21 protein-coding genes are annotated in these 20,427 nt (G+C 59.1%); 6 read left to right on the top strand and 15 right to left on the bottom strand.

From position 1 onward, the window contains the following. The first annotated feature begins 26 nt into the window (after nt 1-26). Nucleotides 27-926 (top strand): DMT family transporter, encoded by a 900-nt coding sequence (locus tag EV660_RS10630; protein WP_071480454.1) that lies wholly within the window; start codon nt 27-29, stop codon nt 924-926. Nucleotides 927-932: 6 nt separating this feature from the next. Here the strand turns inward: EV660_RS10630 and EV660_RS10625 are convergent, their stop codons facing one another. From EV660_RS10625 to EV660_RS10600, 6 genes are all read right to left on the bottom strand, one after another. Further along, nucleotides 933-1,673, bottom strand: a complete 741-nt coding sequence (locus tag EV660_RS10625; protein ID WP_071480453.1) for a YebC/PmpR family DNA-binding transcriptional regulator — start codon at nt 1,671-1,673, stop codon at nt 933-935. A gap of 137 nt (nt 1,674-1,810) precedes the next feature. Next, nucleotides 1,811-2,320, bottom strand: coding sequence for a CarD family transcriptional regulator (locus EV660_RS10620; RefSeq protein WP_071480452.1), 510 nt, complete (start codon nt 2,318-2,320; stop codon nt 1,811-1,813). Nucleotides 2,321-2,540: 220 nt separating this feature from the next. Then, a complete protein-coding gene (fdxA, locus tag EV660_RS10615) occupies nt 2,541-2,879 on the bottom strand; it encodes a ferredoxin FdxA (RefSeq protein WP_071480451.1) in 339 nt (112 codons plus the stop codon). Nucleotides 2,880-2,950: 71 nt separating this feature from the next. Continuing rightward, entirely contained in the window at nt 2,951-3,328 is a 378-nt protein-coding gene (locus EV660_RS10610) for an RNA-binding S4 domain-containing protein (protein WP_071480450.1), read from the bottom strand. 4 nt (nt 3,329-3,332) lie between these two features. Next, nucleotides 3,333-6,080 carry a helicase-related protein gene (locus EV660_RS10605; protein ID WP_071482032.1) on the bottom strand — a complete coding sequence of 916 codons (2,748 nt, stop codon included), beginning with the start codon at nt 6,078-6,080 and terminating at the stop codon, nt 3,333-3,335. A 40-nt stretch (nt 6,081-6,120) separates the two neighbouring features. After that, a complete protein-coding gene (locus EV660_RS10600; RefSeq protein WP_071480449.1) occupies nt 6,121-6,690 on the bottom strand; it encodes a tetratricopeptide repeat protein in 570 nt (189 codons plus the stop codon). A gap of 64 nt (nt 6,691-6,754) precedes the next feature. Between EV660_RS10600 and EV660_RS10595 the strand changes: the two genes are divergently transcribed. Both EV660_RS10595 and EV660_RS10590 read left to right on the top strand, forming a co-directional pair. Further along, the gene (locus EV660_RS10595; RefSeq protein ID WP_071480448.1) at nt 6,755-7,042 is read left to right on the top strand and encodes an SCP2 sterol-binding domain-containing protein; all 288 of its coding nucleotides are present in this window, start codon (nt 6,755-6,757) and stop codon (nt 7,040-7,042) included. Then, nucleotides 7,042-7,980, top strand: a complete 939-nt coding sequence (locus EV660_RS10590) for an alpha/beta fold hydrolase (RefSeq protein ID WP_071480447.1) — start codon at nt 7,042-7,044, stop codon at nt 7,978-7,980. The genes EV660_RS10595 and EV660_RS10590 overlap by 1 nt, the downstream gene beginning before the upstream one ends. Here EV660_RS10590 and EV660_RS10585 read toward each other — a convergent pair. Continuing rightward, complete coding sequence (locus tag EV660_RS10585) at nt 7,971-8,564, bottom strand: thymidine kinase (protein WP_071480446.1); 594 nt, start codon at nt 8,562-8,564, stop codon at nt 7,971-7,973. The genes EV660_RS10590 and EV660_RS10585 overlap by 10 nt on opposite strands. Before the next feature lie 125 nt (nt 8,565-8,689). Between EV660_RS10585 and EV660_RS10580 the strand changes: the two genes are divergently transcribed. After that, entirely contained in the window at nt 8,690-9,007 is a 318-nt protein-coding gene (locus EV660_RS10580; RefSeq protein ID WP_071482031.1) for an arsenate reductase family protein, read from the top strand. 27 nt (nt 9,008-9,034) lie between these two features. Here EV660_RS10580 and EV660_RS10575 read toward each other — a convergent pair whose 3' ends face one another. Then, a complete protein-coding gene (locus tag EV660_RS10575; protein ID WP_071480445.1) occupies nt 9,035-9,241 on the bottom strand; it encodes a cold-shock protein in 207 nt (68 codons plus the stop codon). A gap of 211 nt (nt 9,242-9,452) precedes the next feature. Here EV660_RS10575 and EV660_RS10570 point away from each other — a divergent pair, with 211 nt between their 5' ends. Together EV660_RS10570 and EV660_RS10565 are read left to right on the top strand one after the other, a co-directional pair. Continuing rightward, nucleotides 9,453-9,809: a hypothetical protein gene (locus EV660_RS10570; protein WP_071482030.1), complete on the top strand. Its 357-nt coding sequence runs from the start codon at nt 9,453-9,455 to the stop codon at nt 9,807-9,809. A gap of 212 nt (nt 9,810-10,021) precedes the next feature. Then, nucleotides 10,022-11,326 carry a DEAD/DEAH box helicase gene (locus EV660_RS10565; RefSeq protein ID WP_071480444.1) on the top strand — a complete coding sequence of 435 codons (1,305 nt, stop codon included), beginning with the start codon at nt 10,022-10,024 and terminating at the stop codon, nt 11,324-11,326. Nucleotides 11,327-11,447: 121 nt separating this feature from the next. Here EV660_RS10565 and fdhF read toward each other — a convergent pair whose 3' ends face one another. From fdhF to EV660_RS10530, 7 genes are all read right to left on the bottom strand, one after another. Then, nucleotides 11,448-14,225 carry a formate dehydrogenase subunit alpha gene (fdhF, locus tag EV660_RS10560; protein WP_071480443.1) on the bottom strand — a complete coding sequence of 926 codons (2,778 nt, stop codon included), beginning with the start codon at nt 14,223-14,225 and terminating at the stop codon, nt 11,448-11,450. A gap of 3 nt (nt 14,226-14,228) precedes the next feature. Continuing rightward, nucleotides 14,229-15,920: an NAD(P)H-dependent oxidoreductase subunit E gene (locus EV660_RS10555; RefSeq protein ID WP_071480442.1), complete on the bottom strand. Its 1,692-nt coding sequence runs from the start codon at nt 15,918-15,920 to the stop codon at nt 14,229-14,231. A gap of 174 nt (nt 15,921-16,094) precedes the next feature. Then, complete coding sequence (locus tag EV660_RS10550; RefSeq protein WP_071480441.1) at nt 16,095-16,745, bottom strand: RluA family pseudouridine synthase; 651 nt, start codon at nt 16,743-16,745, stop codon at nt 16,095-16,097. A gap of 7 nt (nt 16,746-16,752) precedes the next feature. Next, on the bottom strand, nt 16,753-17,385 hold the full coding sequence (locus EV660_RS10545) for a hypothetical protein (RefSeq protein ID WP_071480440.1): 633 nt from the start codon (nt 17,383-17,385) through the stop codon (nt 16,753-16,755). Nucleotides 17,386-17,415: 30 nt separating this feature from the next. Further along, on the bottom strand, nt 17,416-17,550 hold the full coding sequence (locus EV660_RS10540; protein WP_071480439.1) for an aa3-type cytochrome c oxidase subunit IV: 135 nt from the start codon (nt 17,548-17,550) through the stop codon (nt 17,416-17,418). A gap of 57 nt (nt 17,551-17,607) precedes the next feature. Continuing rightward, entirely contained in the window at nt 17,608-18,684 is a 1,077-nt protein-coding gene (locus EV660_RS10535; protein ID WP_084634831.1) for an MBL fold metallo-hydrolase, read from the bottom strand. Further along, on the bottom strand, nt 18,681-20,387 hold the full coding sequence (locus EV660_RS10530; protein WP_071480438.1) for an acyl-CoA dehydrogenase: 1,707 nt from the start codon (nt 20,385-20,387) through the stop codon (nt 18,681-18,683). Before EV660_RS10530 ends, EV660_RS10535 begins: the two co-directional genes overlap by 4 nt. Between the last annotated feature and the right edge of the window lie 40 nt (nt 20,388-20,427).

Here is a 20,427-nt window from a genome sequence, read left to right as displayed (position 1 = left end):
GCAACGAGACGTGCAAAATAGTGAACATGATAAATACCGAGGCAGAGCCCCGCCCGCTTGTTGGCGTTTTCTGGATGTTTGTGACAGGGCTGTGCTTTGTCGCGGTCACGGCCCTAGTGAAATATCTGGGCGATGACATGCCCGCCGCACAATCAGCATTTCTACGTTACTTTCTGGGGCTTGTCTTTTTATTGCCAATGCTCTCCTCGCTCCGGGCCGTCAGTTTCACGCGGCGCAGCCTTGCTTTCTTTGGGCTACGCGGATTTCTACATGCGCTTGGTGTCATATTGTGGTTCTTCGCAATGACGCAGATCTCTTTGGCAGAGGTAACTGCGATGAATTACCTCTCTCCAATCTATGTGACGTTGGGCGCAGCCCTGTTTCTGGGCGAGAAACTGGCCACACGCCGGATCATGGCAGTTTTCGTGGCCTTTGCTGGCGCACTCATCATTTTGCGACCGGGGCTGCGCGAAATCTCTCCGGGGCATATTGCCATGATCGGCACTGCCATACTTTTTGCCGCATCCTATCTGATGGCAAAACGCATGTCGGGTCAGGTCAATGCAGCAGTTGTTGTCGGAATGCTGTCGATCACAGTAACGATTTGCCTGGCCCCGTTTGCGTTCGCAGTCTGGACCCCACCAACCGCAACACAGTTGTTCTGGCTGTTCTGGGTCGCGGCCTTTGCGACTGCGGGCCACTATTCCATGACCCTCGCCTTTGCGGCCGCGCCTGTAACCGTCACCCAGCCTGTCACTTTCCTGCAATTGGTCTGGGCAGTGATCCTTGGCGCAGTCGTCTTTGGCGAGGGAGTCGACTATTTCGTTGTCCTTGGCGGGGTCGTGATCATGGCCTCGGTGTTGTTCATCACCTGGAGAGAGGCCATGTTGCGCCGACAGGCACGGCGCGAGCTTGCAACGCAATAAGCTGCATCAAAGCTCGGCCATCACCTCGTCTGAAATCTCGAAATTCGCCGTTACATTCTGGACGTCGTCATCATCTTCCAATGCGTCAATCAGCTTCATCAGCGATCGTGCACCGTCAAGGTCCAGCTCTGTCGTGGTTTGTGGTTTCCAGACAAGTCTGGTGCTGGTTGCTTCGCCCAAGGCCTCTTCCAGTGCCGATGACACGGCTGCCAGATCGGTATCTGCGCACCAGATCACATGTTCTTCGTCACCGGTTTCGACATCTTCAGCACCAGCATCAATTGCCGCAAGCATGATCGTATCTGCATCGCCAGCAGCAAGCGGATAGACCACCTGCCCTTTCCGGTCGAACATGAACGCGACAGACCCCGTTTCACCAAGGTTGCCGCCGTTCTTGGAAAAGGTTGAACGCACATTGGATGCAGTACGATTGCGATTGTCAGTCATCGCCTCCACAATCACCGCAACGCCGCCAGGGCCGTAACCTTCATAGCGGATTTCATCGTAATTCTCGGCATCCCCGCCCTGAGACTTCTTGATCGCGCGTTCGATATTGTCTTTGGGCATCGAGACGGCCTTGGCCTCTTTCACCGCCAGACGCAGACGCGGGTTCTTGTCAGGATCCGGGTCGCCCATCTTGGCTGCAACAGTAATTTCCTTGGACAGCTTAGAGAAAAGCTTCGCGCGCACCGCGTCCTGACGGCCCTTGCGATGCTGAATATTGGCCCATTTGGAATGGCCTGCCATGAAATCCTCCAAGGTTGGTACATGCGTTGCGCGATGTCTTAGACCAGTGCCATAGGGACAGGCAAGCCCCCTGCATTGGCATCAAACATGAAAACGCCCGCATTTGCGGGCGTTTCAAATCAGGTTATGCAATAGGCTCAGGCCGCGCGCGAGATCAGCATATCATTGACCTGCTTCTGTGCAATCGCTTCGTCACCGCCAACAACGGCTGCAACTTCACGGGTCAACCGCTCAAGCGCCGCTTCGTAAAGCTGCCGCTCGGAGTAAGACTGCTCGCGCTGATCGTCACTGCGGTGCAAATCACGAACAACTTCTGCGATGGCCATCAGATCGCCGGAGTTGATTTTCTGCTCATACTCCTGCGCGCGGCGCGACCACATGGCCCGCTTGACCCGCGCTTTGCCTTTCAACGTGGCAAGCGCCTTGTCCACCAGTTCGGGTGAGGACAAAGACCGCATTCCAACGGTGACTGCCTTGTTTGTGGGCACACGCAAGGTCATCTTCTCTTTTTCAAAAGAAATGACGAAAAGTTCCAGCTTCAGCCCGGCGATTTCCTGCTCCTCTATGGAGACGATCTGCCCGACACCATGAGCAGGATAAACAACATATTCGTTCGGACGAAACTCGGATTTCTTCGCTTTCGACATTCAGATCTTCCCCACTAGGCCCCACTACTGCAAAAAAACGCTGTCAGGCCCCCCAAGGTTCCTGCAAACACGGGATTTTTGCGATAAAAAATCGGCAGTTGGCAGAACTGCCGATGCGAGACGAATTTGACTGTGATTGATTCTATATCACAAAACTGCCAAAAAACAAAGCACTTTGGTAAGAGTTCTGTAACACACTGCCGCGATCAGCGCTGTGACGTCAGCCGCCCTCGCCCGGGTTCTCGGAGAAATACTTGTTCAGCTTATCCGTCTCGCCATCCCGCTCTGTCGCTTCGGGCAGCGGGTCTTTCTTGGTGATGATGACCGGCCATTTTTCAGAGTATTTCCGGTTGAACTCTACCCATTGTTCCATTTCCGGCTCGGTATCCGGGCGGATCGCGTCGGCCGGGCATTCGGGTTCACATACACCACAGTCGATGCATTCATCCGGATGGATCACCAGCATGTTTTCGCCTTCATAAAAGCAATCCACCGGACAGACTTCAACGCAGTCGGTGTATTTACAGGCGATACAGTTGTCGATCACCACATAGGTCATGAAGCCATCCTCTGTCTGGGTATCTGCGCGAACGCATTGGGTTCGGAGGGGACATAATCCAGCCCCCTCGATCAATCAAGCGCATCTGTCTGCCCTGCGTCAAAACGGCGGCGCGCGCGCTTGTCCGGGCGGCCGCCTGCCACCGGAACCGGACGCGAAAGGTCTTTTGATGGGGGCGGTGGTGACAGGTCTTCATAGAGCCCGCGCGCTTCGGGTGCAGGACCGCGGCGCGTGCCCAGTGCAAGGATACGCAGCACGACCACACGTTCACCAAGGGCAAAGGTCAGAACATCCCCAGCGCCCACATTGTAAGCGGGTTTCGCAATGCGATTGGAATTCACCCGCACCCCGGCCCCTTCGACCAGTTTGGCCGCAAGCGCCCGCGACTTGACGAACCGCGCCTGCCATAGCCATTTGTCCAGCCTCAAGATCGGGCGCGGTTCCGTCAACAGTTCAGCCTTTTGTCTTTAACCCCATCAGGGCCGCAGCAAACGGGTTGTCAGGGTCGATCCGGTCTGACTTGCGCGGCGACGACTGCGCTGCATACTCGCGCTTGGCCTTCTCTGGCTTCTTGCCCTTTGGCTTGGCGCCTTTCGGCTTGCCGCCCTTTGGACGGGCGTCTTGGGGCCGGTTCTGGGGGCGCTGTTCCCTGCGCGGGCGCGGTGCCCAGGTAAAGGTGTAGAAAACCTCTGGCGGGTTTTCTTCATCGCCTTCGGCAGTTGCTGGTGTTTCGGCTGCCTCTGGCGCGGGCCCCTCATCCTGCACGGGTGGCACAGGTGATTGCGCGGCCTCTGGGGTGGCCGTCTCAGCGGGCTGCTCCGGCTTGGCCTTCGCGCGTTCGCCGCGTTCAGCCATGTAACCCAGCCCTTCCATCATATCCGCAAATTGTTCCAGCGTGGTGCCAGTAATCGACAGCATATCCGGCGTTGCCTCGAACCCGGACCGGCTGTCACAGGCGCGCAAGAGATCGGCCAGACGTTCCAGCATATCAATGCGGATCGCGCGCGCACCCGAGGGGCGGTAGCCCGCCATGATGTAATGATCCGAAGGCACTTCTGACAAATGCGGAATGGTCACCAGACCGGGCGGCGGGCTTTCGGGGAATTCATCCAGACCATCTGCAAGCGAGCGCAGAACCAGTCGCAGCCGCGTTGGTGCAGGTTTCAAAAGCAAAGGCAGGAATATTGTATACTGACCAAAACGCACACCATGCTTGCGCAGCAGGCCGCGCGCATCCTGATCCAGTGCCTTTATGTCTGACGCAATGCGTTCACGTGGGATCACGCCCATTGCCTCGACCAGTTGAAAGGCAATCCCGCGCGCCAGACCGTTCAAGCCTTCGTCACGTGACATATTCATCAACGGCTCGAACAAGGCTGCAATCTTGCGGTCAATAAAATGCTGCAATCTGCGGCGCACCTTTTCGGCGACATCATGGCCCGCTTCGTCATCGACAAAGGCATGAACCTGCGGGCGCATCGCATCATCGCCACGGATCAGCTTGCCCACAGCCGAATCACCCCACATCAACCCGCCCTGTTCGGTCAGGTCGAACTCGGTATCGGCGGCATTGTAGAATTTATCCGCACGCAGGTGGAACAATGGCGTCAATGCCGCCAAAGAGGCCTGCCGAAGGGTTTTTGCCTCATCTGCGCTGGCAGTCTGGTCCTGCCGGAAGCGGAAACCTTCCAGTCGCCCGATCAACTCGCCCTCGACGGTCACTTCGCCTTTGTCATTCACCTCAGCCACAAGGCTCTCCTTTTGCTTCAACCGGCGCAGCAAGACGCTGGTGCGCCGGTCAACAAATCTTTGTGTCAAACGCGCGTGAAGCGCATCCGACAACCGGTCTTCTACAGCGCGCGTCGCGTCGCGCCAATGCTTTTCGTCATCAATCCAGCCCTTGCGCTGCGCGATATAGGTCCATGTGCGGATATAAGCCAACCTTTTGGACAAGACGTCGATATCCCCATCCGTTCGGTCAATGCGTTGGATGTTGCGCGCCAGCCAATCCGTATCAATCCGGCCCGCAATATGCAGGAACTCGAACACCTGACTTAGCAAGCTGGCATGTTCCGCCGCCGAGATGCCACGAAAGTCAGGAACGCGGCAGACATCCCACAACAGACGCAGGTCGCGCGCATCGCGCAAGCGGTCCCGGATTTCCGGCTGCTCAACCAGTGTTTTCAGTGCAAGAACATCATCCGCATCGCGGGCACGCGTCAGCCAGTCATTATTTGTGTGCGTTTCCAGCGAGGCGATCAACCGTTCCGGTGTTCCGAATTCAAGCCGCGCATTTCGCCAATGCAGCTTGCGCACAGGCAGGAATTGGTGAGTCTCGATGGCCTCGATCACTTCATCTGGCAAGGGGCGCGCCTCTCCCGTCACGCCGAAGCTGCCATCATTCTGATAGCGCCCTGCCCTGCCCGCGATCTGGGCCAATTCGTCAGGGCCAAGCGGACGCATGCGTCGGCCATCGAATTTGCGCGTTGCCGAGAATGCCACATGCTTGATATCGAGGTTCAGGCCCATCCCGATGGCATCTGTGGCCACAAGGTAATCGACATCGCCATTCTGATACAATTCAACCTGTGCGTTGCGCGTGCGGGGTGAAAGCGCCCCCATCACGACAGCGCAGCCGCCCTTCTGGCGGCGGATAAGTTCTGCAATCGCATAGACGTTTTCGACACTGAAACCAACAATCGCGCTGCGCGCAGGCATCCGGCTGATTTTCTTCGAGCCGGAATAGCTAAGCTGCGACATGCGTTCACGGCGCTGAAACTGCACACCCGGCACAAGGGCCGCAATGGCACTGCGCATTGTGTCAGAACCCATGAACAGCGTTTCATGCAGTCCGCGGGCGTGTAACAGGCGATCTGTAAAGACATGTCCGCGATCCGGGTCATTGCAGAGTTGGATTTCGTCAATGGCAACAAAATCCGCGCCAATCTCCAGCGGCATCGCCTCGACCGTGCAGACCCAGTATTGCGTGCGGTCGGGAACGATCCGTTCTTCCCCTGTAACCAGCGCCACGCAATCCGGCCCACGCAGCGCGCGGATTTTGTCATAAACCTCGCGTGCCAGCAGGCGCAGCGGCAACCCAATGACGCCAGTGCGATAGGCCAGCATACGCTCGATGGCATAATGTGTCTTGCCAGTATTCGTGGGACCGAGCACGGCAACAGCCCTGGACTGCGCACGCATATTCATCTGCCCTACCCCCTAAAACTTACACCCGGCGCACTTAGAGTGTGACGCCACCCAAACGCTGCTCCAGCCGTTCTAGGGCGGCTTTTACGTCATTGCGATGCGGGTGTATAGCTTCGGCTGCAAGATAGGCTTTGCGCGCGCGGTCAAAGTCGGACAAATCCTCGAAAATCCGCCCAAGCCCCGTCAACGCACTGAAATGATTCGGGTTTCGGACTAGCGCTTCTTGCAGATCAGACAGCGCGCGCCCAAGCTTTCCATCCATGAACCACGCGGTTGCACGGGCATGATACCCTTCTGCAAAGTCGGGCGCGTGGTCTATCAAGGCTGAGAAATGTTCAATCGCGACAGAACTATTGCCGCGCCGCATTGCGTCACGCCCGCGCTGCAAGAGTAAATCCGCGCTGGCAGACCCCGAGCGTGACCAATGACGGGTCAATTGCCGTTCAATACGCTGCCAGGCTTCTTGTTGCGGATCGCGCAGTTGCTCCAGCAGGCTGGCCTCTTCATCCGAGAGGTGCAGGTCGCTGGCCTGTGCGGGCGCAAGCATCAAAAACCCGGCAAATGCCGCAACGACAGGATTGAGAAAGGCGATGCGCATGGTCATAACTCAAGTGTAGCGTATTTCATGCGCGAATCCAGAAGCGTGTCATCACAAAACGGAGCAGACCATGAGCGACATCATCACCCACGCCATCACCGCGCTAAGCAAACGCCTGTCAGACGGGTTTGACGGAACCGCAAAATTCGAGATTGAGGGCGAAGGCACCATCATGGTGGACGACTCTGGCGTGCGCGCAGGCGATGACGCGGCAGATGTGACAATGATCGCAAGTGCCGAAACATTTCAGGGCATCATCGAGGGCGATGTGAACCCGACAATGGCCTTCATGTCCGGCAAGCTAAAGGTCGAGGGCGACATGGGAATGGCCATGAAGCTGGGCGCAGCACTGAGTTGATGCACGATCCCGCGCCCTTCTTTGCCGAAATCGCAGATGCACCGCCCCCAGAGCGGGTGATCTGGCAAAAGGCACAGGACGGCACGCGCTTGCGTCTTGCCCTTTGGCCAACAGGGCCAAAGGGCATAGTCGCCATTTTCCCCGGCCGCACGGAAGTTATCGAAAAATACGGGCGCGTTGTCGCGGATCTGGCCAAGGCAGGTTATGGCGCGGCCGCGATAGACTGGCGTGGTCAGGGCCTTTCAGACCGCTTGCAAGCAACGCCCCTGCTGGGTGATGTGGCAGATTTTTCGCTATATCAGCAAGATGTTGCGGCCTTTCAGGCCATATTGGACAACCACGCGCCAAGCGCGCCGCGCTTCGTACTGGCGCATTCGATGGGCGGTTGTATTGCCCTGCGCGCGCTGATCAATGGCTTTCCCGCGCGGGCTGTCAGTTTCAGTGCGCCCATGTGGGGCTTGCCGCTGAACGGCACAACAACACGCGCGATCAATGCGCTTCGTTCTGCCTTGCGGCTGACACGTCTGGACCTGCGCGAAATTCCGGGGGCTGGAATTGAATTCCGCCTTTGGGAAAACCCGTTTGACAATAATGAACTGACCGGCGACGCTGAAACATACGGCTGGATACAGACACAGGTCGCATTGCAGCCTGACCTGCGCCTTGGCGCGCCCAGCCTGCGCTGGTTGGCGGCCGCCCTTTCAGAACTGGCCGCTCTCGATAACACCCCATCGCCCGATCTTCCGGCGTTTTGTGGGCTTGGGACGCGTGAAATGCTTGTCTCAGCACAGGCGATAGAGGCACGCATGGCACAATGGCCTGATGGGCGGCTGGACATCTATGACGGTGCCCTGCATGAATTGCTGATGGAACGGCCCGAAATCCGAAACGCGTTCCTTCATGAAACGATCCGCCTCTTTGACGCCAGTCAGTCCTGATCTGGCTGGCGCTCCATGGCCGCGCGCCAATGCCGCCGACAGAGTGAAACATAAGTCTCATTCCCCCCGATCTGCACCTGTGCGCCTTCTTGCAGCGCCACGCCATCCGGCCCCATGCGGACAACCATCGTGGCCTTTTTGCCGCAATGGCAGATGGTGCGCACTTCGCGCATCTCATCCGCCAATGCCAGCAACACAGCCGATCCGGGGAAAAGCTGGCCACGAAAATCGACGCGCAGACCATAGCACATGACCGGCAGGTGCAGATCATCCACGGCACGCGCGAGTTGCCAGACCTGCGCTTCGGTCAGAAACTGCGCCTCATCAATGAATACGCAATGCACAGGCCCTTGCTGCCGCGCGCCCTCGAGGCAGGCGAACATGTCGGTTTGCGGTGTGAATGTCTGCGCGGGCGCGCAGATCCCGATACGCGAGGCTATTCGAGATGGCCCTGCACGATCATCAAGCGCTGCCGTCAACAATATTGGCTGCATGCCGCGTTCGCGGTAATTATGGGCCGCCTGCAACAGCACGGTCGATTTGCCCGCATTCATGGTCGAATAATGGAAATACAATTTGGCCATGCGTCGCGCCTTAGCGGCTTTTTGCGGGGGCCGGAAGTGCTGATGGACAACATCCGGTTTGCTGGTGGCATCGCCTCACAGGCTGCGATAGTCTTGCCCCAAATTCAGGAGTGCTGACCATGACCATCACCATTTATGGCATCAAAACTTGCGACACCTGCCGAAAGGCGATGAAAGCCCTATCAGACGCAGAATTCCGCGACATCCGTGCAGAACCGCTTGACGCAAGCGAACGCGCGGAATTTCTGGCCGCGTTCGGGGATGCGCTGGTCAATCGCGCCTCGACCACCTGGCGCGGGCTGGATGAAGCGGCCAGAACACAAACACCGGACAGCTTGATTGCGCAACACCCGGCTTTGATGAAGCGTCCTGTCATTCGCGCCGATGACAAACTTTATCTGGGCTGGAAAGCTGATGTGCAAACCGCACTGGGGCTTGGCTGACCACGTCGTCTTCGACGCAACCGCCCCCTAGAGCAATTGCAAATCGCTGGCAGATTCCCGACCATCGCGGCCTGCCCGCAATTCATATGCAATCTTCTGATCGTCTGCCAATCCTGTCAGGCCCGCGCGTTCGACTGCGGAAATATGGACAAAGACATCCTTCCCTCCATCATCGGGCGCGATGAATCCGTAGCCTTTGGATGTATTGAACCATTTCACTGTGCCTGTCGGCATGGGTCGTCTCCTCGTTGTCGCTTCCCGAGGCGAAATTGCCCCGAGATCGTTCAGCCAGCTCTTCCTTGGCCGGCTGCGAAAACAGAGGCGTCTTGGAAAGTCTGTCATCCCACGCCGAATTTTGCCATAGACGGGTTAAAACGCAAGAGTTTTGGATATAACTACGGGTCATGGCGCAGATTTGCGCATGAGCAGGAAGGATGCCGAGAAGATGCGCAACGCAGCCCTGACATTGGGACTAATTGGCGGGCTATGGGGAATGCTGGTGGGGTTTTTCAGCTTCGGCTATACAGACTTGCTGATTCGATACCCAGAACTAGAGGATTTCACCGGGGGCGTGGCGAATATGGGCTTGATCCGCACCATGAGCCTGCTTGCCCCGATCCTTGCGATTGCCGGGGCTGCAATGGCGCGCTCAGCCAATCTGGCGGCGGGGGTGTTGTTGCTGATCTCATCCGCGGGGATGTATTTCACCTTCGGCTTTGGTGTTTTCACCATGTTCCCGATCGCAATGTGCGCAGTTGCTGGCGCATTGGCCCTTGCCGCACGCCAGCCCGATCCGCATTAAAATCTTGACTTTCGGGCAAATCCCCCCCATCTGCACGACATCTGCAACTTGCCGCGTGAGCTTGAATTCGTGTTGCAGCCAGGGCATGAGGCCCGACCACAGCTTCCCGACATCACGCGTGGGGGGCGGCGCATAGATCATGCGCCCCCAAACCCGCCCCTGAGCAATCAGGGGCATTGCGCCTGTGTGAACGGGCCGTGAGAGGACAGATTTTGACTGATTTTACCATGTTCGGGCTGCGCCCGGTGCTGATGACGGGCCTTGAAGCCCAAGGTTTTGGCACCCCCACCCCGATTCAGGCCCGCGCGATCCCGGTGATCATGCAGGGCCGTGACCTGCTAGGGCTTGCGCAGACCGGCACGGGCAAGACGCTGGCTTTTGGCCTGCCTGTCATGCATGCCCTGCTTGGCGCTGGCCGCCCTGAACCCAAAACCACACAGGCGCTGATCCTTGCGCCAACGCGCGAACTGGTGAACCAGATCGCCGAAACACTGAACAGTTTTGCCCAGAAAACACCGCTGAAAGTGCAGCGCGTTGTCGGTGGCGCGGGCATTGGCCCCCAAATCCAGAAACTGGCCAAGGGCTGTGATATTCTGGTTGCCACACCGGGCCGCTTGCTGGACCTGCTGGACCGGCGCGCCTTGTCGCTGAATGCCACACAGATGCTGGTTCTGGACGAAGCCGACCAGATGCTGGATCTTGGCTTTATCCATGCGCTGCGCAAGATTGCAGCCTTGCTGCCGAAAGAACGCCAGACACTGATGTTCTCGGCAACGATGAACAAGCAGATGAACGAGATTGCTGATGCTTATCTGGACCGGCCCGAACGCATTCAGGTCGCAGCACCCGGAAAACCGGCAGACAAGATCGACCAGTCGGTGCATTTCGTGCCGCAAGGCGACAAGGCCCGCGTTCTTGAAGGCTATCTCAAACAGCACCCAGATGATCTGGCGCTGGTCTTTTCGCGCACCAAACACGGGGCCGAGAAGCTTATGAAACTGCTCAATGGCTGGGGCATTCCCGCAGGCTCTATCCACGGCAACAAGTCACAGGGCCAGCGCGAGCGGACCTTGCAGGGCTTCCGTGAAGGCAAGATCAAGGTGCTGGTTGCAACCGATGTGGCCGCACGCGGGATCGATATTCCAGACATGCGCCATGTCTATAACTTCGATCTGCCCGAAGTGCCCGAAAACTACGTGCACCGCATCGGCCGCACGGCGCGGGCCGGGGCATCCGGTCGCGCGCTTGCATTTTGTGCACCTGCGGAAATGGGCGATCTGCGCGCGATTGAGCGGCTGATGAAAATCACACTGGCCGTTGCAGGCGGCGCGCCTTGGTCAGACGAGCTTGCAGGCCCGGCCCGCACAGCCGCGCGCAAGCGCAATGGCGGCGGCCAACGTCCGGCCCGTCATGGTGACAGCGACGGGCACGCCCGCAAGCCGCGGCAGAAAAGCTTTGGCAAGCGGCAAGGGCCAGCCAAGTCCGGTGGCCGCGACGGCCAGCGTCGGTCAGCATAACCAGACAGGGGCGCATCACTGCGCCCCTTTTTCTTTATGGTTTCTGTGGTCTGGGGCTTCGCCCCGTCGCGGCAAGCCGCGACTCCCCAGAGTATTTATGGCAAGAAAATGCAGGTTGGGGTTACTCTGCCGCCACAGTTTCATCGACGGCATCGACCCGCACTGCTGCGAATTTGAACTCCGGGATCTTGCCATAAGGGTCGAGCGCAGGATTGGTCAGGATATTCGCCGCCGCCTCGACAAAGGCAAAGGGCAGGAAAACCATATCCGGGCTGACCGCGCGATCTGCGCGCGCCATCACCGTGACCGCCCCGCGCCGTGTTGACAGGCGCACCAGCCCCCCCGGCTCTACGCCAAGACGCCGCAACGTGGAGGGGTGCAGCGAGCAATTCGCCTCTGGCTCCACGGCATCCAGCACTTTCGAGCGCCGCGTCATCGCGCCCGTGTGCCAATGCTCCAACTGGCGCCCGGTTGTCAGCACCATTGGATATTCGGCATCGGGCAGTTCATCGGGCGCAATGACACTGGCGGGTGTGAATTTGGCTCGGCCACCGGCGCGCGGGAACGCATCGGCGAAGACAATGGGCTGGCCGGGATCTTCTGGAGAAAGCGAGGGGTAGGTGACCGCACCTTCCGCCTCCAACCGCGTCCAGCTGATGTTATCGAGGCTCTTCATACCCTGCTTCATCTCGGCAAAGACCTGCGATGGGTGCGTGAAGCCCCAATCCAACCCCAAGCGCCGCGCCAGTTCCACCGTGATGGCCCAATCTTCGCGCGCCTGTCCCGGTGGCGGCACGGCAGGGCGGCCCATCTGAACCTGCCGATTGGTATTGGTCACGGTGCCGGATTTCTCGTAGAAAGCGGCCGCAGGCAAAATCACATCTGCATAATTGGCGGTCTCAGTCAGGAAGATATCCTGCACTACAAGATGATCGAGCTTCGCCAAAGCTTCGCGCGCATGGGTCACATCCGGGTCGGACATTGCCGGGTTTTCGCCCAGAATATACATGCCCTTGATAAGACCATCATGCACGGCATCCAGGATCTCGGTGACGGTAAGCCCCTTTTCGGACGAGAATTTGGCCCCATCCCACAAGGCGCTGAACTTGCCGTGCAGGGAGTCATCCATAACGCTCTGATAATCTGGCAGGAACATCGGGATCAGCCCGGCGTCGGATGCGCCCTGAACGTTGTTTTGCCCCCGCAGCGGATGCAGCCCCGCGCCCGGTCGTCCCACCTGCCCGCACATCAGCGCAAGCGAGATCAGACAGCGGGAATTGTCGGTGCCATGAATATGCTGGCTGACCCCCATACCCCAGAAGATCATGCCTGCCTTCGCCCCGGCGAATTCGCGTGCGACCGCGCGCAACACATCGGCGTCTATGCCGCAGATCGGCGCCATTTTCTCGGGCGTGAAATCAGCCAGATGGCTGCGCATCGCATCCCAATTCTCGGTCATGGCCTGAATATATTGGGTATCGAACAGCCCCTCCTCCACGATCACATGCATGATTGCATTGAGCATGGAGACATCGGCACCGGGTTTGAATTGCAGCATATGGGTGGCGAAGCGCTTCAGCGCCTGACCGCGCGGGTCCATCACGATCAGCTTGCCGCCGCGCTTGGTGAATTGCTTGAAATAAGTCGCGGCAACCGGGTGGTTCTCGATCGGGTTGGCCCCGATCACGATTGCCACATCGGCATTCTCGATTTCATTGAACGTCGCAGTCACAGCGCCAGAGCCGACATTCTCCATCAGCGCAGCCACGGATGACGCATGACACAGCCGCGTGCAGTGATCGACATTGTTATGGCCAAAACCTTCCCGGATCAGGCGCTGGAACAGATAGGCTTCTTCATTGGTGCATTTGGCACTGCCAAAGCCCGCCACGCTGGACCCGCCATGCGTATCGCGCAGCCCCCCAAGGCCCTTGGCAGCGGCGTCTAGTGCCTCATCCCAAGTGACCTCTCGGAATACTTCTTGCCAATTGCCGGGGTCCACATTCAAGCCCTTTGGCGCGCCCTCACGCCGGATCAGCGGCACGCTCAGGCGGTGGGGGTGGTGAATATAGTCAAACCCGAAGCGGCCCTTGACGCAAAGGCGTCCTTCATTGGCGGGGCCGTTGATCCCCTCGACATAGACAACCTTGTCATCCTTGACTTTCAGGCTGACCTGACAGCCCACCCCGCAGAAGGGGCAGACGGATTTCACCTCACGGTCGAAATTGGTGCTGTCGCCCGTCTGTGCATCGTCCAGCATGGTCGCGGGCATCAATGCGCCGGTCGGGCAGGCCTGCACGCATTCGCCACATGCGACACAGGAACTCTCGCCCATCGGATCGTCGAAATCGAACACCGGATAGGCATCATGCCCGCGCCCGGCCATGCCGATCACATCATTGACCTGCACCTCACGGCAGGCGCGCACGCAAAGCCCGCATTGGATACAAGCATCCAGATTGACGCGCATGGCCACATGGCTGTCATCCAGCAGCGGAATGCGCTCTGCCTCCAGCGTCGGGTAGCGGCTTTCACTGACGCCAGTTGCTTCTACCATATCCCACAAGTGGCTGCCGCGGTCATGGGCCACCTCTTTCTCGGGCTGATCTGCCAGCAACAACTCGATCACGGCCTTGCGGGCGGTTTTCGCACGGGTCGTGTCGGTATGGACCACCATTCCCTCAGCGGGCTCACGAATGCAGCTTGCTGCCAGAACACGCTCGCCCTCAATCTCGACCATGCAGGCACGGCAGTTGCCATCAGGGCGGTATCCGGGTGCAGGCTTGTGGCACAGATGCGGAATGACCAGCCCGCGCCCATTGGCAATTTCCCAGATCGTCTGCCCTGCCTCGGCAGTGACTTCGCGACCGTCGAGCGTGAATGTAACTGTGCGGCTCATGGCTCAGACCTCATCTGCAAAATGTTTCATGACCAGCCGGATCGGGTTTGGGGCCGCCTGCCCCAACCCGCAGATCGAGGCATCCTGCATCACCGTGCACAGTTCCTCCAGCAGCGGCTGGTCCCAATGTTCAGCCTGCATCAACTTTACCGCTTTTTCGCAGCCTGCGCGGCACGGTGTGCATTGTCCGCAGCTTTCATCCTCAAAAAACCGCAGCATGTTAAGCGCCGCATCGCGGGCGTTGTCTTGATCTGACAAGACCACGACAGCGGCAGACCCGATGAATGTGCCATGTGGCTGCAACGTGTCAAAATCCAGCGGTATGTCATCCATGCTCGCAGGCAGCAGACCAGATGACGGCCCCCCCGGCTGATAGGCCTTGAGGTTGTGGCCCTGCGCCATGCCACCCGCAGCGTCGATCACATCGCGGATAGTTGACCCGGCAGGCAAAAGGTAAACACCCGGCGTCGCAACGCGCCCGGAAACAGAGTAGCTGCGCAGCCCCTTGCGGCCATTTTTTTCGACCGCGCTCAGTATCTCCGGCCCTTCACGGCACACCCGCGCCACCCAATGCAGGGTCTCGATGTTATGGACCAATGTGGGCCGATCAAACAACCCCACCTGCGCCACATAGGGCGGGCGATGCCGCGGCAAGCCGCGCTTGCCCTCGATCGATTCGATCATGGCGGATTCCTCGCCGCAGATATACGCGCCTGCACCGCGCCGCAGTTCAATATAGTTCGGCTCAACAATCCCTGCGCTCTCCAATGCGGCGATCTCGCGGCGCAGTATTTCAAGAACGGCAGGGTATTCGTCACGCATATAGATGTAGCAGCGCGCAGCCTCGACCGCCCAGGCAGCGATCAGCATCCCTTCCAGCATCAGATGTGGCACGCGCTCCAGATAGTAGCGGTCTTTGAACGTGCCCGGCTCGCCTTCATCCCCGTTTACGGCCAGATAGCGCGGGCCGGGATTGGCCCGCACAAATCCCCATTTCTTGCCCGAGGGGAACCCCGCACCGCCAAGCCCCCGCAGGCCAGAGGCAAGCACCTTGTCCTGCACCGCCTCCCAGTCTCCCGAAGACCTCAGCTCGGTCAGCACTTGATAGCCACCCTCGGCGCGATAGGCCTCCAATGACTGATAGGGCGGGATATGGGCATGGGTCGCACCGGCCTGAATTGCAGCTTCAACCTTTTCAGGCGTTGCGTGATCGATATGGTTATGTCCCAATTCCAGAACAGGCGCTGTATCACAGCGCCCCATGCAAGGGGCACGCAAAACCCGCACCTGAGCGGGGTCCATGCCCGACTCCAGCGCATCAAACAGCGCCTCGGACCCGGCCAGTTCGCATGAAAGCGACTCGCACACCCTGATCGTCAATGCAGGTGGCGGCACCTCACCTTCCTTGACCAGATCGAAATGGGCATAGAAACTTGCCACTTCCCAGATTTCCGCCATCGACAGGCGCATCTCATGAGCGAGAGCGCGCAGATGACGCGCTGAAAGATGACCATATGCGTCCTGAATCAAATGCAGAAACTCGATCAGCAGATCGCGTCGGCGCGGCGATGCGCCCAACAGCGCTTGCACCTCTTCCAGCGCCTGATCCTCGAATTGACGGCCCTTGGGCATATGACGCCCCTTGCCCCGGCCCGACTTCCAGACCCCCTTGCCGCCCGCGTTATCCAGTGCCATGTCACAAACCCTCTGCCAGCCCTACCCTGTGCTGCCAAAGGAACACCCACAAAGCAATATCAGAAAATCGTTATTTGATAGGCAATGTCTATCAACATTTTCTTGCTCAAAATACTCACGGGGGTGAATTGCGCCTTGGCGCAAGAGGGGGCAGTCGCCCCCATAGCCATCAGATCAGAACGCAACCTTGGCAGAAATGGTCAGTCCGCGGCCCCCGTCGGGATGGCGCAGCCGCAATTCTTTTGCATGTAACATCATACGCGGATAGTCCCGTGCAGTACCGCTTGCATATAGCGGATCGCCCAGAATCGGGTGCCCGATCACCTGCATATGCACGCGCAACTGGTGGCTGCGCCCGGTTTTCGGCATTAAGCGCAGTCTGGAGGTGCCCTCTTCATGGCGGATCAACGCCCAGTCGGTCAGGGCCGGGCGCCCTGTCTCGTGGCATACCATCTGGCGTGGCCTATTTGGCCAATCCACGCCCAAGGGCAGATCGACCTGCCCCGACCGCTGTGCAACCTGCCCGGCAACGCGCGCGATATAGGTCTTGCGGGTCTGACGTTTCTCGAATTGAAGGCCCAGATGGCGCTGTGCATGAGGTGTGCGCGCGAAAACCATGACCCCGGACGTGTCCAGATCCAGCCGGTGCACCAGCAGGATTTCCGGAAACCCGACGCGCAATCGCGCGATCATGCAATCCGCCAGATCCGGGCCTTTGCCGGGAACCGACAGCAGACCAGCAGGCTTGTCGACGAAAACCAGTTCATGATCTTCATAAAGGATGACAGGGGCCGCATCGGGTGGCGCGTAGACGAAATCTGTCATCCCTGCGTCACAGCGGCCGCTGCACCCGCATAAGATCGGTCTGATAATCGGGTGCGTCATGGTGCAACTCAAAGGTCTGCACACCTTCGATTTGCGCAAAATTCTGCATCAGGACATTGGGGAAGAATGTCGTACGAATGCCCCCAAAACCTGGAAGCTGGCGCAAAAGCGCCGCAGTCGCCGAGGCGCAGCGCGCAGGGGGGACGGGCCCGGCTTGTAGCGCAAGTGCCATTGCCTGTTCTGCCACCTCTGGCGACACGACAAGCCTTTGCACTACGGCATAATGTGACGGGCGCACATGGCTGGCGTAGAAGGACGCGCCTGCCGCATAGGTCATTCCGAAATGGACATCATTGCGTTCGGGGATGGTGGCAAGCGACCAGCTACCCGCGGGGTCAAAAACTACACGTTCCGATCCGTTGATGAACAGGGCCGTATGATCGCCCCGGCCTGAGCCATAATTCATGATCGTCACCAGCGTCAGTTCGGGTGCGCCGCCATGGTTATGCCGCGCCGCCTGCACAGCTTCGTCAGTGGCCCAGACTTGTTGCGCGCAAGCTGACAGCAGAAACAAACTGCAAAGCACGAAAACGCCGATAGTTAGCCGGCGCAGATGCCGGACACTGCCTGATAAGATCATATTCTGGGCCTTGTGCGCGCGTTCGCGGTATCAGGAATTGGCAAGTGCCAGAAAGATCAGAACGCCGATGCTGATAACCGCGCCCCAGGTTGACCAGCGCACAAACCCGTTAAAGGTTTTTTCCTGTTCGCTGATATCCATCTTGCCATGCTCATGCTCTGCCATAATAACCTCCTGCAGATTCAACTTTTATCTGTCCGATAGCCGATCCATCCGCCCCTGTCACCCCCCTTGCACCGCGACCTGCCCCGTTTCGCCAAGGGCCTGCCAAAGCCAGACGCCATCTTCGCCAGCATAACGCCGCACGCGCCCTGTTGCGACCAGATGATTCAGATGCGCCACAGCTTCAACCAAGGCCAGCCCATAGACATCTTCAGAAATCTGACGCTTGAAAAGCGGGGCAAAACAGTCCGACGCCTTGCGCGGCATGGCCAGATGCGCATGAAGGCGGCGCAATGCGCCGTGGTGGTTCTCGATTTTCTGGCTCAGGCGCAGCGGCAGCCCGGTGAAAGGCAGTTTATGACCGGGCAAGACCAGATGATCCTCGCGCGCGACCTTTTGAAACGCCTCGCAACTTTGCAGCCAGTCCGCAACAGGGTCGGCCTCTGGCTCGGTGGCATAGACCCCAAGATTGGGCGAGATCGAGGGCAAAAGCTGGTCTGCCCCAAGCACCAGATTGCAATCGCGACTCCAGAGTGTGATCTGATCGGGCGCATGGCCCTGCCCCAGCCGGATATCCCAGTCACGCCCTGCCGCACGAAACACATGCCCCTCGCGAAGCTGACGGAACCCCAGCGGCAGCGGGGCCACCCTATCGCAGAAATTGAACGGGCGCTCTTGCAGGCGACGCTCAAGGATCTCCGGGTCCATCCCCGACTTGCGCCAGAATTCTGCCGTTTCAGGGGCGGGGCGATCCTGTTCATCCAGCACCAGCATACGTGCAAAAAGCCACGCTGTGCGGCTGGCCCAAAGCTCTGCGCCATCAGCCTGAAACCAGCCCGCCAGTCCGATATGGTCGGGGTGGTGGTGGCTGGCAATCACGCGCCGGACACGCTTGCCGCGCAAGGGGCCGGATAACAGCTTGGCCCAGATCCCGCGGGTGCGCCGTGTATCAAGGCCGGTATCAAAGACTGTCCAGCCATCGCCATCGTCCAGAATATACACATTCACATGATCCAGCGCCATCGGCAGGGGCAGCCGCGCCCACAGCACACCGGGCGCGATTTCAGTGACCGTGCCCTCTTCGGGGACCACCTCAAAAGGATAGCGCAACCCGCCCATTTCCCCGCCATCCATCATGCGGCCAGATCCTCGTCGCTCAGCGCATAGAGCGATGCCGCCCCTGCCCGTGCCTGTGCCAGCAAACCGACATGTTCGGGCAACACCCGCGTGATGAAAACTTCGGCCAGTGCGCGGCGCCGTGCATCACCGGCCAAGGCGGCTTTCAGGTGGTAATGCGCGCCGAGGATGCGGGCGAAGGCGCGCAGATAGGCTGTCGCCCCGGCAAACCGGTCCTGCATATCCTGCGCGACCAGCCACTCTGTCGCCTCGCGCAGGCTTTCTGCGGCCTGCCAGACCTGTTCGGCAAGATCGGGCAAGCTCTCTCGTGCGGCTTCGGCACCATCCTCGACTTCCTGCAACAGGCGAAACGCGGCCTCGCCGCCATCCATCATCTTGCGGCCGACAAGGTCCATCGCCTGAATACCGTTTGTGCCTTCATAGATCGTGGTCACACGCACATCACGCAGATACTGCGCAGCCCCTGTCTCCTCGATAAAGCCCATGCCGCCATGCACCTGCATTCCTGCACTGGCAACCTCGCATCCGATATCGGTGCCATGCGCCTTTGTGATCGGGGTCAGCAGCGCTGCACGGGACTGCCACTCTTCGGCCCCGGTCGCGCGCGCCATGTCGATGGCAACACTATTGGCAAGCGCAATCGCGCGCGCTGCGAAAATTTCGGCCTTCATGACCGAAAGCGCGCGCCGCACATCTGCATGTTCCACGATAGCCCCGGCCCCGGTCAGCGGTGTCTTGCCCTGTTTGCGATCCAGCGCATAGCCCAGCGCATGCTGAAACGCACCTTCGGCGACCCCGATGCCCTGAACACCGACGCCCACACGCGCATTATTCATCATGGTGAACATGGCCGCCATACCCTGATGCGCCTCGCCCACCAGCCAGCCCGTGGCACGGTCATATTCCATCACCGCAGTCGGAGAGCCGTGCAGCCCCATCTTGTGTTCCAGACTGACGACACGCAGAGCATTGCGCGTGCCCGGATTGCCCTGCGCGTCAGGGATATGCTTTGGCACCATGAACAGGCTGATTCCACGTGTCCCCGCTGCGCCGTCGGGCAAGCGCGCCAAGACCAGATGGCACACATTTTCCGTGAAATCATTATCACCCCAAGAGATATAGATTTTCTGCCCCGTTATCGCATAGGTGCCATCGCCATTGGGGTCCGCCTTGGTGCGCAGCGCGCCGACATCACTGCCGGCCTGCGGCTCTGTCAGGTTCATCGTGCCGCACCATTGCCCCGAAATCAGCTTCGGCAGGTAACATGTTTTCAGCGTCTCATCCGCGTGGTTTTCCAGCGCCTCGATCTGACCTTGGGTCATGAGCGGCGAAAGCTGCAAAGCCAGACAGGCCGAAGACATCATGTCATTGACCGCTGTGGCAAGGGTTTGCGGCAGTCCAAGCCCCCCATATTCCGGGTCGGCGGCCATGCCCAGCCAGCCCCCTTCTGCCATTGCCGCGAATGCCTGCGCAAAGCCAGGGCTGGTGCGCACCACGCCATTTTCCAGCCGCGCCGGATTCTGGTCACCCACACGCTGCAACGGGGCCAGCACTGTTTCACACAGTTTGCCTGCCTCGGTCAGGATTGCGCGGGTTGTCTCGGGGGTGGCCTCGCTGAAGCGCTCTGTCTGGCGCACCTGATCAAATGCGACCACATGATCCAGTATGAAGGCAAAATCCGGGATCGGGGCGCGATAAGGCATTCTTGGCTCCTTCAGAAAGAGTAAAGTCAGACTGACTTGG

This window comes from Roseinatronobacter bogoriensis DSM 18756 (genome assembly GCF_004366635.1).
In the GTDB taxonomy this organism is placed as follows: domain Bacteria; phylum Pseudomonadota; class Alphaproteobacteria; order Rhodobacterales; family Rhodobacteraceae; genus Roseinatronobacter; species Roseinatronobacter bogoriensis.
This window is presented reverse-complemented; position numbering and strand designations above follow the sequence as displayed.